This is a genomic window from Paenibacillus plantarum, from assembly GCF_013141695.1.
GTDB classification, from domain to species: Bacteria; Bacillota; Bacilli; order Paenibacillales; family NBRC-103111; genus Paenibacillus_E; species Paenibacillus_E plantarum.
Genome location: NZ_WHNY01000067.1, coordinates 494,133 through 508,952, shown reverse-complemented (window position 1 = coordinate 508,952; position 14,820 = coordinate 494,133). Strand labels below are relative to the sequence as shown.

The 14,820-nt window shown below is 42.5% G+C and carries 12 protein-coding genes; 1 reads left to right on the top strand and 11 read right to left on the bottom strand.

Going from position 1 to position 14,820, the window contains the following annotated elements; translation table 11 throughout:
* The first annotated feature begins 129 nt into the window (after positions 1-129).
* A complete protein-coding gene (locus GC096_RS25310; RefSeq protein ID WP_171634050.1) occupies positions 130-639 on the top strand; it encodes a thioredoxin family protein in 510 nt (169 codons plus the stop codon).
* Between the two features lie 65 nt (positions 640-704).
* Here GC096_RS25310 and GC096_RS25305 read toward each other — a convergent pair whose 3' ends face one another.
* The 11 genes from GC096_RS25305 to GC096_RS25255 all read right to left on the bottom strand — a co-directional run bounded on the left by GC096_RS25305 (position 705) and on the right by GC096_RS25255 (position 14,802).
* Positions 705-1,124 (bottom strand): DUF309 domain-containing protein, encoded by a 420-nt coding sequence (locus tag GC096_RS25305; protein ID WP_171634049.1) that lies wholly within the window; start codon positions 1,122-1,124, stop codon positions 705-707.
* A gap of 3 nt (positions 1,125-1,127) precedes the next feature.
* Positions 1,128-1,925 carry a GTP diphosphokinase gene (gene yjbM / locus GC096_RS25300; protein ID WP_171634048.1) on the bottom strand — a complete coding sequence of 266 codons (798 nt, stop codon included), beginning with the start codon at positions 1,923-1,925 and terminating at the stop codon, positions 1,128-1,130.
* A gap of 26 nt (positions 1,926-1,951) precedes the next feature.
* Positions 1,952-3,049, bottom strand: coding sequence for a quinone-dependent dihydroorotate dehydrogenase (locus tag GC096_RS25295; RefSeq protein WP_171634047.1), 1,098 nt, complete (start codon positions 3,047-3,049; stop codon positions 1,952-1,954).
* A gap of 157 nt (positions 3,050-3,206) precedes the next feature.
* Positions 3,207-4,040, bottom strand: coding sequence for a PRD domain-containing protein (locus GC096_RS25290; RefSeq protein WP_171634046.1), 834 nt, complete (start codon positions 4,038-4,040; stop codon positions 3,207-3,209).
* A 108-nt stretch (positions 4,041-4,148) separates the two neighbouring features.
* Positions 4,149-5,567: a PTS transporter subunit EIIC gene (locus GC096_RS25285; RefSeq protein WP_171634329.1), complete on the bottom strand. Its 1,419-nt coding sequence runs from the start codon at positions 5,565-5,567 to the stop codon at positions 4,149-4,151.
* A gap of 146 nt (positions 5,568-5,713) precedes the next feature.
* The gene (locus GC096_RS25280; RefSeq protein ID WP_057310672.1) at positions 5,714-6,553 is read right to left on the bottom strand and encodes a carbohydrate ABC transporter permease; all 840 of its coding nucleotides are present in this window, start codon (positions 6,551-6,553) and stop codon (positions 5,714-5,716) included.
* Between the two features lie 41 nt (positions 6,554-6,594).
* Positions 6,595-7,500 (bottom strand): carbohydrate ABC transporter permease, encoded by a 906-nt coding sequence (locus GC096_RS25275; protein ID WP_171634045.1) that lies wholly within the window; start codon positions 7,498-7,500, stop codon positions 6,595-6,597.
* An 88-nt stretch (positions 7,501-7,588) separates the two neighbouring features.
* Positions 7,589-8,944, bottom strand: a complete 1,356-nt coding sequence (locus GC096_RS25270; RefSeq protein WP_171634044.1) for an ABC transporter substrate-binding protein — start codon at positions 8,942-8,944, stop codon at positions 7,589-7,591.
* Between the two features lie 665 nt (positions 8,945-9,609).
* The gene (locus tag GC096_RS25265; RefSeq protein WP_171634043.1) at positions 9,610-11,151 is read right to left on the bottom strand and encodes a L,D-transpeptidase family protein; all 1,542 of its coding nucleotides are present in this window, start codon (positions 11,149-11,151) and stop codon (positions 9,610-9,612) included.
* Between the two features lie 130 nt (positions 11,152-11,281).
* Entirely contained in the window at positions 11,282-12,904 is a 1,623-nt protein-coding gene (locus GC096_RS25260) for an NHL domain-containing protein (protein WP_171634042.1), read from the bottom strand.
* Positions 12,905-12,936: 32 nt separating this feature from the next.
* Positions 12,937-14,802, bottom strand: a complete 1,866-nt coding sequence (locus GC096_RS25255) for a FecR family protein (RefSeq protein WP_246302966.1) — start codon at positions 14,800-14,802, stop codon at positions 12,937-12,939.
* Between the last annotated feature and the right edge of the window lie 18 nt (positions 14,803-14,820).

Genomic DNA, 14,820 nt, shown 5'->3' with positions numbered 1-14,820 from the left:
CATGGTACAGTGTAACGGTATTATAGCTGAGTTGTCACGAAACAGCCAATATTTTTACGAAATCCTACAGGATATGCTATACTTTTTATAGAAGATAGTAGAAAGTAAACATTTTAAAGAGGTGCATACATGAAGAAGTTGCTTATTTATTTAGGCATAGTTGTTATTTTATTCGGTGGTCTATACTTTGTTAATCAGCAATCTACCAAATCTTCGGATAAAGCGAATGCTGGTAATCCTTACGGAGTTGCTGCATCCAAGCTCAATCCAGAGACTGTGAAACAGTTAAACGATCCGAACTACCAGAACTTGATTTTGCCTGCAGATTTAGATGCCAGATTGAAGAACAAAGAGACATTCTTCCAGTACTATTATGCGTCAACTTGTCCTCATTGCAAAGTGACGACACCTGTACTAGTTCCTCTACAGCAACAATTAGGTCTAGACGTGAAGCAATTCAATTTGGAAGAGTTCAAAGATGGCTGGAACAAGTACAAGATTGAATCCACACCTACCTTAGTATATTACAAAAATGGGGTAGAAGTAGATCGCATTGTTGGCGGGGTTCCTGAGGCTGGATCTACAGTCGGCAATACGCCAGAAGTATTCAAATCCTTCTTCCAAAAGTATAAAGGTTAATGCCATTAAATATCTAAACCTACAAAAGGACTTCTTCACCCATTGGTGAGAAGTCCTTTCTAATTTCAATCATGATCACTGCCTGCTGGTGGATCCAACCTCAAATCTTCCAAGAGATCCTCTAGCTCTTCATCTAGAATCCTAATATCCAAATCATAAGGAAGAAACGGCTCCTCTTTCAATCGCAACAGCTTCCCCAGATAAACCTCACTATCCTTCACTAATAAACCTAGATCAATCCCTAGCGTATGTACAGGATAAGGTGCCAGCTTGTCTAACCCCGCACGAAACAATTTAATAGAACCGCTCGGATTGCCATTCAAATGATGATAAAGGCCTACTGCAATTTGCAGCAGACCTTGATATAGCGGATTTCGGCCTTCTTCCAGCCAAAGCTCCTCCATCACTTCATGACATTCGAAATAATCCCGCTGATCGTTAAAATAGTACAGAAAAGCGACATACAATCGGTCATATTCGCTCATGGGTTAGCTATTATCTCCTTTTTTGGCTCGCGAGATGGCAGCCTCGATATCAGCAGATAAATCACTAAGTCCTTCTTCTGTTTCCCAAATCTCATTGAACCGCAATTGGAACTGAGCAGCTTCTCGTACGCGATGATAGAAATACAACTCTTGAATATTATTCAACACACGATTAATTAAATTAGAGTTATCTTCAAACATCCGTTGGGAGGCCATAATCTCGCCTCGAATACTCGACATTTCCTGATCCAGTAGATAAGCCGCTTCCGCCGCTTTACTCAATCGCGCCCGAACCACATCAGGTAACTGCTCTTTATATTTATAATTCAAGGAATGCTCAATCGTCGCCCAGAAGTTCATTGCCAGGGTCCGAATTTGCACTTCTGCTAATATTTTCTTCATACCGAGAGCTGTTTGAACGGGATATTCAATAATAATATGAAAACTTCGGTACCCGCTCGGCTTTTTATTCGTAATATAATCCTTCTCATACACAACACTCATATCTTGTCTGCTGCGGATAAGTTCAGCAAGCACTTCGGTATCTTCTACGAATTGGCACATGATGCGAATGCCAGCGATATCTTCTATGCCTGATTCTAATTGATCCATTGGTACGCTCAAACGCTTCGCTTTCTCTAACACGCTTGATATTTTTTTGACACGTCCTGTTACAAATTCGATAGGTGCGTACTCTTCACGACTTTTAAGTTCGCCACGTAATGTTTTGAACTTTACTTTCAATTCCTCTACCGCTTGTTCATAAGGCAGTAGAAATTTCTTCCAGTCTCGTCCATCCATCCATGTATCCTCCATTCTGAATGAAGTTAGTGCGAATCTACGCCTATTGCCTGGGAAATATGTGTGAAACCATCTTTCTTTAACAGCTCTTGAAGCCCTTTATTTATACGCCCAAGCAGACCTGGTCCCTCATAAATTAAAGCCGTATATACTTCAATAAGACTTGCTCCAGCCCGAATTTTGTCATACGCATCTTGCGCAGTGAAAATCCCGCCAGCCCCAATAATCGGCAGCTTGCCATCTGTTAATTGATACACGCGTCGAATAACATCTGTTGAGCGCTTTGTTAATGGCAATCCACTCAACCCGCCCGCTTGCTCGCGATTAGCATGACGTAAGCCATCTCTACTTAGCGTGGTATTCGTTGCAATGATCCCAGATATTCCGCTTTCCTTAATGATCTGTACAGTGAGATCAAGCTCATCATCCGTTAGATCAGGCGCTATTTTGACAAGTACTGGTTTCGCCGCGCCACCATGCTTCTTATGTTGCACTTGCATTTCATCCCGCACCGTAGACAACAAGCGTTTCAAATCATCGCCATGTTGTAAATTACGCAAATCAGGTGTATTTGGTGAGCTTATGTTAACAACAAAGAAATCTCCATATGTATATAACGCTATAATACAAGCTCGATAATCTTCTTCAGCCTGCTCGTTAGGCGTTGATTTATTTTTCCCTATGTTTACGGCAACTGGAATCACACGTTTCCCTGTTTTCTCTAGGTTCTGTGCCATCTCAGCTGTACCTACATTGTTAAAACCCATCCGGTTAATCAGTGCTCTGTCTTCTGGAAGACGGAACAAACGAGGCAGCTCATTACCAGGTTGTGGTTTAGGTGTAATCGTACCAACTTCCATAAATCCAAAACCCAATTGTGAAAATCCTTTGACCGCTTTTGCGTTTTTATCAAGCCCTGCAGCAAGGCCGACTGGATTACCGAAGTGTAATCCCCATAGGTCCTGAGTTAGTTGAGGTGATTCTGGTACCCCATACATGGATTTAAGCAACTGCTTGCCTCCTGGTAAATTCCCAACAACACTCAGACCGTCAATCGTTAAATGATGCGCTTTTTCCGGATCCATTCGGAACAAAAAAGGCTTGGCTAATTTCTTATACAGCATGTCCTATGCACTCCGTTCTCTCTAAGTACTCTAACAGTCAGTTTAGCTGACAATGTAGAAATATGCAATCCACTTAAGACCTTAAACCTTGTATTCACACAAAAAATCCCTGCTCCACAAAGGTTGCAAGGGAATGCTCCAGCTTATTTATTTCCACCTATACTTCTGTGCGTTGCAGCAATCGCTCCAAATGCATCGTTAAGTATCCCGTCTCATCATCAGGTACTTCTAATTGCAAGGAATCACTTAACATTAACGATAGAACCTTGGCCTTCACGTAGGTGTCGCCGTATTCTTCTTTAATTTTGGAAAGGAGTGAGTTTTGAAGCGTTTTCTTTGACTTAACCCGTTCAATGACACCTTTTAAATGGGAGATAAAGCGAAGTGTTGAGAACGAATCATCGAAATTAAAGCCAAGTTCCTTCGCAGATTCGATCGTTTGAGAAACCACTCTGACAACAGCTAGAGAATCGGATGCTTGCTCTTTCTTACGCGCACTGTTGAAATGCATCGTCAAGAAAGCAACCTCATCCTCAGGCAATTTCACATCTAGATGTTCATTCAGGAATTCAACAGCTTTCTTAGCAACTTTATATTCCTCCGGGTACATGTATCCAATTTCATACGCAAATGGATTCGTAATGAAGATTCCGCGTTTCTGCCGCTCAACTGCAAAGTTAATATGATCTACGAGCGATGCATGGATCGTTTCGGAGAAATCGCCTTCCAGCATGCTTTGTGCGTAGGCAATCACCTCTTCGGTGATCCCGATGATTTTCACATCGACGGCATTTAGGATTTGTTCATAGTTTTTCAGTACTTCCGATGTATGTAAAAGGAACTCTTGTGTAATTTCACCTTCACCAATTAGCATACCAGGTGTTTTCTTGAATCCGATCCCCTTACCAAATGCAATGGAATTTTTCCCTGAGCTTAAATGTGCCATCACCACGTTATGGGATAGCACATGTATGATCGTCCGTTCAATCATAAGACACCTCCCAATTTATAGTTTCGGGGTCCCCGCAAAGTAATCGGAATAGACTTCGAAGGCATACGTCACTTTGTGGGGTATATTTAGGCTTGTCCTGATTATTTCTCATTTTGTACCTAGCAAAGGTTTAATGCTTTCACGAATTTGTTCTGATTCTGTCCCAAAAACAACGTGAACGTTGCCTTTTCCTAACCGGATGACACCGATGGCACCTAATTCCTTGAGCTCGTTATCTTGCACGAGTACCTCTTCTTTAACCAGAAGGCGCAGCCGTGTAATGCAAGCATCAATGGAGATAATATTAGAAGCACCGCCAATATGATTTAGAATACGTGTTGGGCGATCTACCAGAGAAGGTTTCTCTTCAGCGGCTTCTACCTCAACATATTGCTCAAGGTCATCCTTACTTGTTACTTTCATCGGAAAGAAGTGTAGATAAGCTCGAAAGGTAATAAAATATAAAATGAAGTAAACGGCTCCAATGAGTAAAATCCAATAGGGATTCGTCGCCAAGTGCCAGTTCAACACGAAATCAATAAAGCCTGCAGAGAAACCAAACCCCATTTTCACTTGAAGGATATTCATAATGAGCATGGAGAAGCCTGTAAGAACGGCATGAATCACATAAAGACCAGGGGCTACGAACATAAACGCAAATTCGATTGGCTCTGTAATGCCTGTTAGAAAACTCGTCAGTGCTGCAGTTAACATGACTGGAGCTACAAATTTCCTTGTAGAAGAAGATGTACTTCTAACGACAGCAAGCGCGGCTGCTGGTAATCCAAACATAATAACGGGATAAAAACCTGTCATAAACATGCCGGCTGTAGGATCCCCTGCAAAAAAGCGTGAAATATCCCCATGTACCATTTTGCCTGCTGGGGTAACGAAATCCCCTATTTGAAACCAAGCGATATTATTAATGACATGATGAAGACCAGTTGGAATGAGCAAACGATTCATGATACCGTAAATGAAAACCCCAATGTTTCCGTTATCTACAATCCATAATCCAACTTCACTTATTCCTCGCTGTACGGGTGGCCAGATAAGCCCAACGACTACACCAAGAAAAACCATAACTAGGGATGTCACGATTGGAACAAACCGTTTTCCGCCGAAGAATCCAAGCGACTTAGGTAATTGAATATGACTAAATCGATTGAAGAATGTAGCAGAAAGCATCCCCACCATCATCCCACCGAGCACGCCAGTGTCCAATGGCTCTGAGCTGCCTGAAACCATTTGAAAATGTTTAAGGACGTTATCAAAGACCAAATATCCAACCGCAGCTGCTAAAGCAGCAATGCCTTCTCCAGACGTTAAGCCTATCGCAATTCCTATTGCGAAAATGAGTGGCAAATTATCAAAAATTGCGCTTCCACCTAGCTCGAAAATTTGAGCCACATGAACAAGGAATGGATCATTAAAAGACATTTTACCAATTCGAAGAAGAATGGATGCTGCCGGCAGCACCGCAATAGGGATCATCAACGATCTCCCCATCTTCTGAAATGCATACATTACACTCATCAGATTCACCTATAGCCCACAAGTTTGGCCGTTTCTTGTTTGCTTTTACCTATCCCCATTATAGTAGAAAGAACACCCCCCTGAAAGGATAAATTCCTCTAGGTTAAGGTGTTTTTTCTATGCATTGCCATATACAGTTATTTCACAGCTCCTGCCGTAATCCCACTTGCAATCTGGCGTTGATATATCATATATACGATCAAAGTCGGTAATGTTGTGATCAGCAATCCGGCGAATAATGGACCCCATTCTACACGATATTGCATCTCAGCTTGCATAACAGCCAAACCAATTGGAAGCGTGTACTTCGTAGGCTCGTTCGTAAGAACAACCCCTAGGAAGTATTCATTCCAGTTATTCAACATGTTCGTAATCATCACCGTAATCAGACCTGGCTGTGACAATGGTAACATAACCCGGAAGAACGTGCCATAGTGTGATGTTCCATCAATAATCGCTGCTTCTTCAATTTCTTTGGGCAGCGATTTGTAGAACCCAACAAGCAAGAAGATCCCGAAAGGCAAGTTCAGTGCCGCGTAGACGAGGATTAGCCCCAGCCACGTATTAATAAGGTGCAAATCATTCAACAAGAAGAACAAGGGGATCAAAGCAAGTGCGAACGGAATCATCATGGAAGAGATATAGATCGTAAGAAGAAATTTGTTCCCTTTAAAATCGTATCTCGCCAAAATATAAGCCGTCATCGCTGCAAGGATCATCCCCAGTAGCGTACTTCCTACCGTCACCACAATGGAGTTCAGGAAGTATGTACTGAAATTGTATTTACTCCATACATACGAGAAGTTGGACCAGAGTAATGGGAATTTAGGCAATGCCCATGGTGCATTTAAGAAAAATTGTTCATTATTTTTGAGCGCATCGAGCAATGTCCACACAAGTGGATAGAGCACGGCTACACTCCATATGATCAGAATGATCCAGACTAACATTTTCGCTAATGGATTTTTGATAGCCATACGATGGTTTCCCTCCCTCAGTATCTTTGTCTATGATGACTTTAGTGCATTTCGATCGTTTCTTGGCGCATGATACGTTGCAAGATCAGTGTTGTGATAAGTGACACGATCAGAATCAAGACACCAATGGCTGCTCCATAACCGAAATGATACTGTTGAAAAGCCATCCGATACAGATAAGAACCCATAACTTGCGTCGTATTATCGGGCTGTCCGCCATTGGTCATTAGCTGAACAATTACGAAGGAGCCGTTGAGTGTAGTAATAACGATGTTAACGATGGAAACCTTAATCTGCTCCCAGATGAGCGGCATGGTGATATGGCGGAATTGCGCCCCTTGACCAGCTCCGTCTATATTAGCTGCCTCATAATAGGAAGCAGGAATATTCACGATTGCAGCAATCATCAGGATCATGTAGAAACCGATACCAGCCCAAATTGTAGGCGGTAAGAGCATCCAGATCGTGTGCTGAGGAAATCCTAGCCAAGTAATATCAACTTTTTTCTCGGTGAAGAGAGATAAGAAAGCATTCAAGAAACCGATTTGCGGATTGTAAATGAAATTCCAAAGTACGCCGATAACAACGACTGAAATAACATTCGGGATAAAGAAGATGGCTCGGAAGAAACCAGAACCCTTCAAGTTAAATCTTGTTAACGCTACGGCGAAGAAAGTCGCCAGAATCATAATTCCAATTACTTTACCCACAACTAGGAAATAGTCATTTCCAATGGCTCTAAGTACAATCGGATCTTTGAAAAGCTCAACGAAGTTATCAAAACCAATAAACTCGCTATTTTCTGACATTCCTGACCAATCATAGAAAGACTTCTGTAACGCCTGTATAACGGGATATATCGTAAATACGCAGAAGAATAGAAAAGTCGGAATGATGAATGAAGCGATGAATAAATTCCGTTTCAGCTTTTTCGCGTTGGTCTTCATTCTATCGTCACCGTCCTATCATTAAAATGGCGGAGAACGCCTTAGGCAGGTATGCCTTTGTTGTTCCCCGCACTGCTTCATTCAGTTCCTATTTCTTTTGTTTTGCAACAACATCAGATACACGAGTTACCCATTGTTCAGGTGTAATTGTTCCGATTGTCAAAGCAACTGTTGCATCTTGCATAGCTTTGTCAACGTCAGCAGCAAAGGAAACGGTAGGTACAACTACAGTATCAGGGGATGACAAGAATTTCGCAGCATCCTTAACGAAGTTAGGCGCTTTGGAAGAAGAAATGTCACCTTTAACGTTGGAAGGAGCACCACTTAGCTCAGCCCATTGGGAAGCTTGTGTTTTGGAGAATACGAATTGCATAAATGCTTTTGCAGCATCTTTGTTTTTCGCTTTTTTCGCGATACCGAAAGTAGCTGTGGACGTGTTAGCTACAACTTTTCCACCTTTATCTTGGGTAATGGATGGAATGAATCCGAAGTCAAAGCCGCCTGGAACGTCTTTCGCCATTTCGTTTGGTAACCATAGACCGTTCGGGATGAATGCGTCTTTATGTTGTAGGAACAAGGATTGGGAATCCGTGTGGTTGATTTGTACGGATGCTTTGTCGATGTAGCCTTTATCACGCATTTGAACGATTTTGTTTAGACCTTTGATGATTGCAGGGTTTTTCCAAGCCTCAAGATTGTTTGTGGACATATCTTGCAGCAATTTGTAGTCATTGTTGTTCGCAGATACGATCGCTGGAAGCAATACGCCACCGTTGATGTAGTACGGATATTTACCAGTGTGGATGAATGGATTAATGCCAGCACCTTTAATTTTCTCACTTACAGCCAAGAACTCTTCGAAATCTTTTGGCTCAGCCCAACCTTTGTCTTTAAAAAGAGCTTTATCATAGAAAATACCCCATGAGCTCATTACGAAAGGAATGTTGTACGTTTTACCGTCAAATTGTTGTGGCTTTTGTGCAAGCAAATCAATGATTTTCTCGCCATCCACGTTTTTAGCGTCTTTGATCCAGTCCGTCAAATCTTCCAGTTGTCCGTCTGTAACCATTTGGCGGTCGAACAACTCAGGTCCATCGATGTATACGAAATCAGGTGGGTTACCAGCGATCCAACGGGGTTTCATTTGCTCGTTGATTTTTGGTCCCGCACTTTCTTTAATTTTCAAATCAGGGTTTTTCGCTTGGAAATCAGCGATAACTTTTTTCCACCATTTGTCGCCGTATCCGCCAACAAAGTATTGGATTTCAAAATCACCAGTAAGTTTAGTTGAAGCTGCTGCAGTAGGAGCTGCGGATGCTGCCGCTGTTGGAGCTACAGATGCTGCTGGTTTTGTTGTTTCTACCGGTGTGGATTTACCGCAACCTGCAGCTACGAGTGCCATTGACGTTGCCAAACCAATTGTTGACCATTTTTTCATATTCATGTGATCATCTTCTCCCTTTTTTAATTCATCTAATAATTTATTGGTGAAGTGAAGCGTGTACCCGATAGTTAAACTTCGTCTTAGTTTGCACGATCAACCCCTTTCATGATTCAAAATTGGCAAAATAAAAAGGGCATAGTTATAGAAGAAGACTTGCATTTCTTCTAATAACTAATGCCCTTGCGGTAACATGTTATTAAAACTGACATATTCAATTGTTTTAGGTGTTCCGTGTGATTAAATCTTACAATATAATGACATGAACGTCAATACTCTTTTTTTATAAAATTGCTCATTTTTTCTTATTCGTTGAATGCGCTTACTTATGATATGATAGAATCATCTCGTTTAATCCTAATGGAAAAGGTGATTCTTATGGCCAAACGCAAACCAGTAACCGCTTCGCGGAGACAGAAAAACGAAGTTAATATGAAAGCGATTTACTGGACAGGATCGATTTTCTTAGTTGTCATAGTACTAATGACTTTACTGCTCATTTTGAACAAATGAATTCGTTAAAGTGATTGAAAACTTCACAATTTGAATTGTAATCGCTTTCCGAATGATTGTCAAGAAGAAACTTGCAGCAATTACATACTAAAAATTTATTGCGTGTTAACCCGAAAAAGGAGGTGCAAGTTTCAAAAACTTGCACCTCCTTTTTTTCAATCCAGCCATTTATAGACCTTATTTGGATTATTATCTTTCGTCTCCAATGGTAAACTAATCGCTTGCTGAGGTATTCCTCCACCTGCGCCTATTCCTTCACCCGCTTCAGAAATAGGTAACACGCCCTTCCCAATCGTCACTTTCGTTTGCCCTGGAACCATGTTATATAATTCTTCCACATCCTGCTGCAGCATTCGAATACAACCATGAGACTCATCCTTGCCTATACTCGCTGGTTTATTCGTCCCATGAATCGCATAAAGCGTATTAGACAACGTCATGCCCCGGCTACCGAACTCACCATTCGATCTGCCATTCGGGTTACGTACTTTTTCACTGATCATAAACTCACCTTGCGGCGTCTTATCTCCACCAAGACCTACAGGATAACGCCTCAGGATGAAATCTCCACTCACAACTGCCAGTTGATGCTGTTCGGTATCAATGATAATCCTAAGAGGCTCTGTAAACGGTTCTGGCGAGGCCACAGGCTGTGAACTACTCGCCGCCAATGCCTTCTCTTCATTCGATTGCGGAGATTGCCCTCCAGTAGCAGTCCCCGCTGTTAGATTAGGCGCCTGAGCTGCTTTCCCACTCGTAAGTTCAGCGACCTTCTGTAGGGCAATAGGAAAAGACTCCTTCATTTGCGGTGTAAGTCCTGGCAATAGATTATCTGGATACGGCTTCGTTAACTGTTGTGGCTTATCCGGTAAAACACCTGTCTTTTTTTGATAGGCCTGAATTGCACTTTGCAAAATAATCGCTTCTTCACGATCATGCATCCAAGCTTGAATGACGGGCACTAACTTCGAGCTGTCTACCACCTGACAAGAGCAAATTTGTGCCTGATAATACTTTAACACCGCTTGATTTCCACTCGTCCCCGCATGTTCAACGCTAAGCAAGGGACTAACCGATCGATGCCATTCTTTCCATTTGCCATCTTGACTTGGAGGCGCATCCATGATGACAGATTCTCCCGTCCCTCTGACTGGTGGTTGTAAGATTTGTTGCAGCTTCTTGCCCCAATCCCCATCAGAGAAATACAGCTTTAATCTGGGATTATCCACCTGAATGTCAGTTTGCGCTGCAACCGCGCCCAACACCTCAGACTGCTCTGTTGCATCAACTATACTCTCCAACCCATCCGATTGAGCTAGATCCATCCCTGCAGGTAGCGCTAGTAAAATTAACATCACAAGATAGGGCAACCATTTCCGTTTACCGCGTGATCGGGCTTGACGATCTCCAGCTGCAACTCCTTCTTTGATTTGCCGCGGAACCGTCAAGTTGGGAGGCAATGGCTCGTCCAACACGATCTTTTGTTGCTCAAAAGCTTCATATATTTCTCCTGCCTGTGCAAAACAGTACGCTGCTTTACCTGCTTTCCCCTGAGCCGTATACTCTCTGCCTAGTAAATACCACGCCATTTTATGGTCCGGATGCTCTTTGACATATTTCTTGAGATACTGAGGATCCTCGATCGGATTATGTTGGAAGAATTTCGTCAATTGATCGTTTCGATTATTCGGCTTCAAGCGTTCATGCCTCCAGTCCACTTTCCACTATTCTCCGTTTTTATCGGCAATCGAGGCACAAAGCTGAAGTCCAAAAAGAAAAAGGCTTGGTCAGGGGATCTCCCATTCCAAACCTTTTCAAACTACAAATCTATTTCACAAATGTTTTCACACGTAAAATGGCTGTTTGTACCGCCGCTTGCCACTGCACGTCCAATCCAATCTGTTCAGCGAAGAAGCGAATTGGCACATACGTACGATCTTGCTTCACATAAGGCGCAACATCTGTATCTACCTTCAAATCTGGCAAACCTGTTTGCTTACGAGTAATCCCCGTTTCACCAATGGTTAACTCTACGGTCAAATCTCCTTTGGAGAGCTGTACAATTGATTTTCCAGCCCGTTCAGCATAAGTCACCTTATACCCAAACGTTTCACTAATCGCACGAACTGGCACCATGGTGCGCCCATCTTGAATTTCAGGTTGCGCATCAAAGGAAATGAGTTTGTTACCGCTAACTACCTTTACATGTCCATCATTCGAAACAGCTTCTGGCAATTGATAAGGTGTAATTTTACGAATTTTGTTATTTGATGCATCCGCTACAATCACATTACCTTGTGTTGTTGCAAGTACATCGGAAGGATTATAGAACGCTGCAGATTGCTCAACGCCATCCGCTTCTCCCGTTTGTGGCGTACCTGTTACCGTAGTAACTTGGCCATTCAACAAATATCGAACTGAATGATTCAAGCTATCTGCGATGAGAAGCCCACCCTCAGAGGTCACAGTTAGACCCTTCGGGAAGTCAAACTTCGCTTTCAAAGCTTCTCCATCTGCATAATCACCTACTGCATATAACTCATTCTTCCCATAGATCGCCGAACCACCAACAGTTGGCGTAAACCCAGCTATTGTCGATACACTTCCTGATGCAAAATCAATATAACGGATACGTTGGTTCCCTGTATCACTAACGTAAAGATTCCCTTTGCTATCCAATGCAAGTCCAGAAGGCTCATTAAATGTCGCCGTAGAAAGGCTACCGTCATGATATTCGCCAGCGAAGGAAGCTTCGCCTGGACGAACCTGAATAACACGTGTAACAGGCGCTGAGAGCGTTGAAACGCGACCATCTGCCGCTATTTTACGAATAGCATGATTAAGTGAGTCAGCCACATAAACGGTACCGTCAGCACTGATAGCAATATCACTCGGGTGATTGAAAGTAGCTTCCGAACCCTTACCGTCTTTATTTCCTGGCACGCCATTCCCCGCAACTGTGGAGACAATCCCATTAACGTCTATTTTACGAATGGCATGATTGCCGGCATCTGCCACATAAACATTGCCTTTAGCATCAAGCGCTAGTCCTGTCGGCTCATTAAAGAAAGCTTCCGAAGCTTTCCCGTCAAGAAGACCTCCAGTTGGGAAGCCTTGTGCATTTTTTGTAACAGCAAGAGCAGGACCAGCAAAAGTGGAGACTTGGCCATCCTTCACTTTACGAATCACATGGTTGCGTGTATCCGCAATGAGGAAGCTGCCATCTGGAAGTTGCAGCACGCTGCTAGGGGCACGAAATGCCGCTTGCAGCGCATCCCCATCACGATCTTCAAAATCTCCGATACCTGCAAGGGTTGATATATCCGATAGAATCTGACCATTGCTAGATTTCAACGCATCAGCACTTAAACCAGCTGCCCAAGCCGATGAGCCGCCAAGCAAAGTAGCAACGATTATACTTGAAACAAATATCTGTTGTAATGGTTTCATGAGGATCTCCTTTTTTTATCTAGCGAACTTTACTATTGCGGATTGATAGGTCCTTCGATGCTCACAGGCGCAATCGTCAGGTTATCTAGATTTAACTTTTCAATTGTTGAACCATTTTTCTTAACGATCACTATTTTGCCAACACGGATTTGATCCGCAAAAAGGCTAGTCATCGGAATACTTACAAGCGTTGTTTTCTGTGTTGCAGAAACACTAGGACCGTTCCCGAATTTGGTTACAGCATATACCAGTTCTTTCCCTGATTCCGAACTATATTGTCTAATATAATCCGCACTCGTCGTATCATTTGTTTTAAAGAAGATATCTTTATTCATTAGCATACCTGGAAGATTTAAAGTTTGTGTACCGTAAAGCAAATGAACCTCAACAGCATAAATATCTTTAAATCCAGTAAAGTCGATGTTTAAATAATAAAAATTCGATGGAACCGAAGCTGCACCTACATTCGGCCCTTCCGTACCGGGTAGTCCTTCAGGATTAAAGGCCACCGTACTCAAGGTAATTGCTGCTGGAGTTGGCTGCGGGTCAGGATCTGATGGCCCTGATGGTTCCGATGACCCTGATCCTGAGTTAGTTGAAGCAGGCGGGGTCGTACTAGTACCTTTATTCGCTTCCTCTTTTGCTGTTTCGAACGCCTTCTTCTCTTGCTCTGATAAAGTAGCCTTTAACTTCGCTTCCGCTTCAGCTTTCGCCTTCGCTTCCGCAGCTAACTTTTCTTCTGCAATTTTTTTCTTTTCTTCTTCTAGTTTTTTCAATGCAGCAGCAAGCTTTTGCTTAGCTTCTTCAGCTTTTTTATCGCTTTCCAACTTCGCTTTCAACTTTGCTTCTTCAAGCTTCTTAAGCTCTTCTTGCTTCTTCTTCTCTAATTCAGGATCCACACCTGCCGTTTTATCCAGCGGCTTAACTTTAGATAAATCCAACTTCTTATCTGTTGAATCGATTTTTTTATTGACCTCAGCAATAATCGCGTCTACCGTTTTTTGATCTAACTTCTTGTCTGCAATAGCTTGTTTAGCTACGTTCCCGATTAGATTTTCTAAGTTTTGTTTCACTTTATCGAGGTCAGACTGGTTTTTAATACTCAAAGAAGTTTTATCACCCGTAAAGGTTCCATCTGCAATTTCCTTTTGCTTTTTCGCAATAAACTCATCGTTTTCTTTATCTATTTCTGCTTTGTTGCGGATTAACTCTGCAATAATTTCTGGCGAAGCATTTTTGATAAAATCCTCTAAATCGAAAAATTCCACTTTCAAATCCAGATCATTGGTTTCATCTCTTGAATCCAAGGAAATTTCTTGTGTTGGGTTCACGTATGTAATTGTTGTGGTTTGCGTCTCATCCGAATTGGACGTTACTGTCGAAGCGGATACTCTTCCTGAACCTACAGCCATTTTGGTTTTTCCAGAAACAGGATCAACGGAAACATAGAATTGCGTTCCGCGTACCCCCATTACCGCCGTTGGTGTTTCAACTTCAAATTCATCATCTGCGCCAGCCAATGATTTAACTTTGACCCACATCGAACCTGCCCAAACTTTCAGCTTGGACTTCTTATTTCCATTCGCAGAGTTGAGGTCTGATACGTTGAGTTCCGCATTGTCACCTAATGTAACATCAGCGTCTCCACTTGCTAAGTTAAGTGTTACCGAGGAGCTATCTCCTGTATAAACGGTATCACCTTGGTTTAAGCTCATGCTCTCATACGCATCATACGTTTTGGAGCCGCCGCCTTTTTTAATCGTGACGTCTCCAGACAATGCTGAAATAATGGCAACCCGGACCGTTTTCGCATCCACGGGGTTCACCAACAGCACAGAAACTAAACTAAACACTAAGCTCAAACTCAATAACACTGATATAAATGATTTCTTTGTCATTCCCACTCCGCACGCCTC

Bases quoted from the DNA above. Each gene is read 5' to 3' on its own strand.
- GC096_RS25310 (WP_171634050.1), top strand. From the start codon at position 130: ATGAAGAAGTTGCTTATTTATTTAGGCATAGTTGTTATTTTATTCGGT.
- GC096_RS25305 (WP_171634049.1), bottom strand. From the start codon at position 1,124: ATGAGCGAATATGACCGATTGTATGTCGCTTTTCTGTACTATTTTAAC.
- yjbM (WP_171634048.1), bottom strand. From the start codon at position 1,925: ATGGATGGACGAGACTGGAAGAAATTTCTACTGCCTTATGAACAAGCG.
- GC096_RS25295 (WP_171634047.1), bottom strand. From the start codon at position 3,049: ATGCTGTATAAGAAATTAGCCAAGCCTTTTTTGTTCCGAATGGATCCG.
- GC096_RS25290 (WP_171634046.1), bottom strand. From the start codon at position 4,040: ATGATTGAACGGACGATCATACATGTGCTATCCCATAACGTGGTGATG.
- GC096_RS25285 (WP_171634329.1), bottom strand. From the start codon at position 5,567: ATGTATGCATTTCAGAAGATGGGGAGATCGTTGATGATCCCTATTGCG.
- GC096_RS25280 (WP_057310672.1), bottom strand. From the start codon at position 6,553: ATGGCTATCAAAAATCCATTAGCGAAAATGTTAGTCTGGATCATTCTG.
- GC096_RS25275 (WP_171634045.1), bottom strand. From the start codon at position 7,500: ATGAAGACCAACGCGAAAAAGCTGAAACGGAATTTATTCATCGCTTCA.
- GC096_RS25270 (WP_171634044.1), bottom strand. From the start codon at position 8,944: ATGAATATGAAAAAATGGTCAACAATTGGTTTGGCAACGTCAATGGCA.
- GC096_RS25260 (WP_171634042.1), bottom strand. From the start codon at position 12,904: ATGAAACCATTACAACAGATATTTGTTTCAAGTATAATCGTTGCTACT.
- GC096_RS25255 (WP_246302966.1), bottom strand. From the start codon at position 14,802: ATGACAAAGAAATCATTTATATCAGTGTTATTGAGTTTGAGCTTAGTG.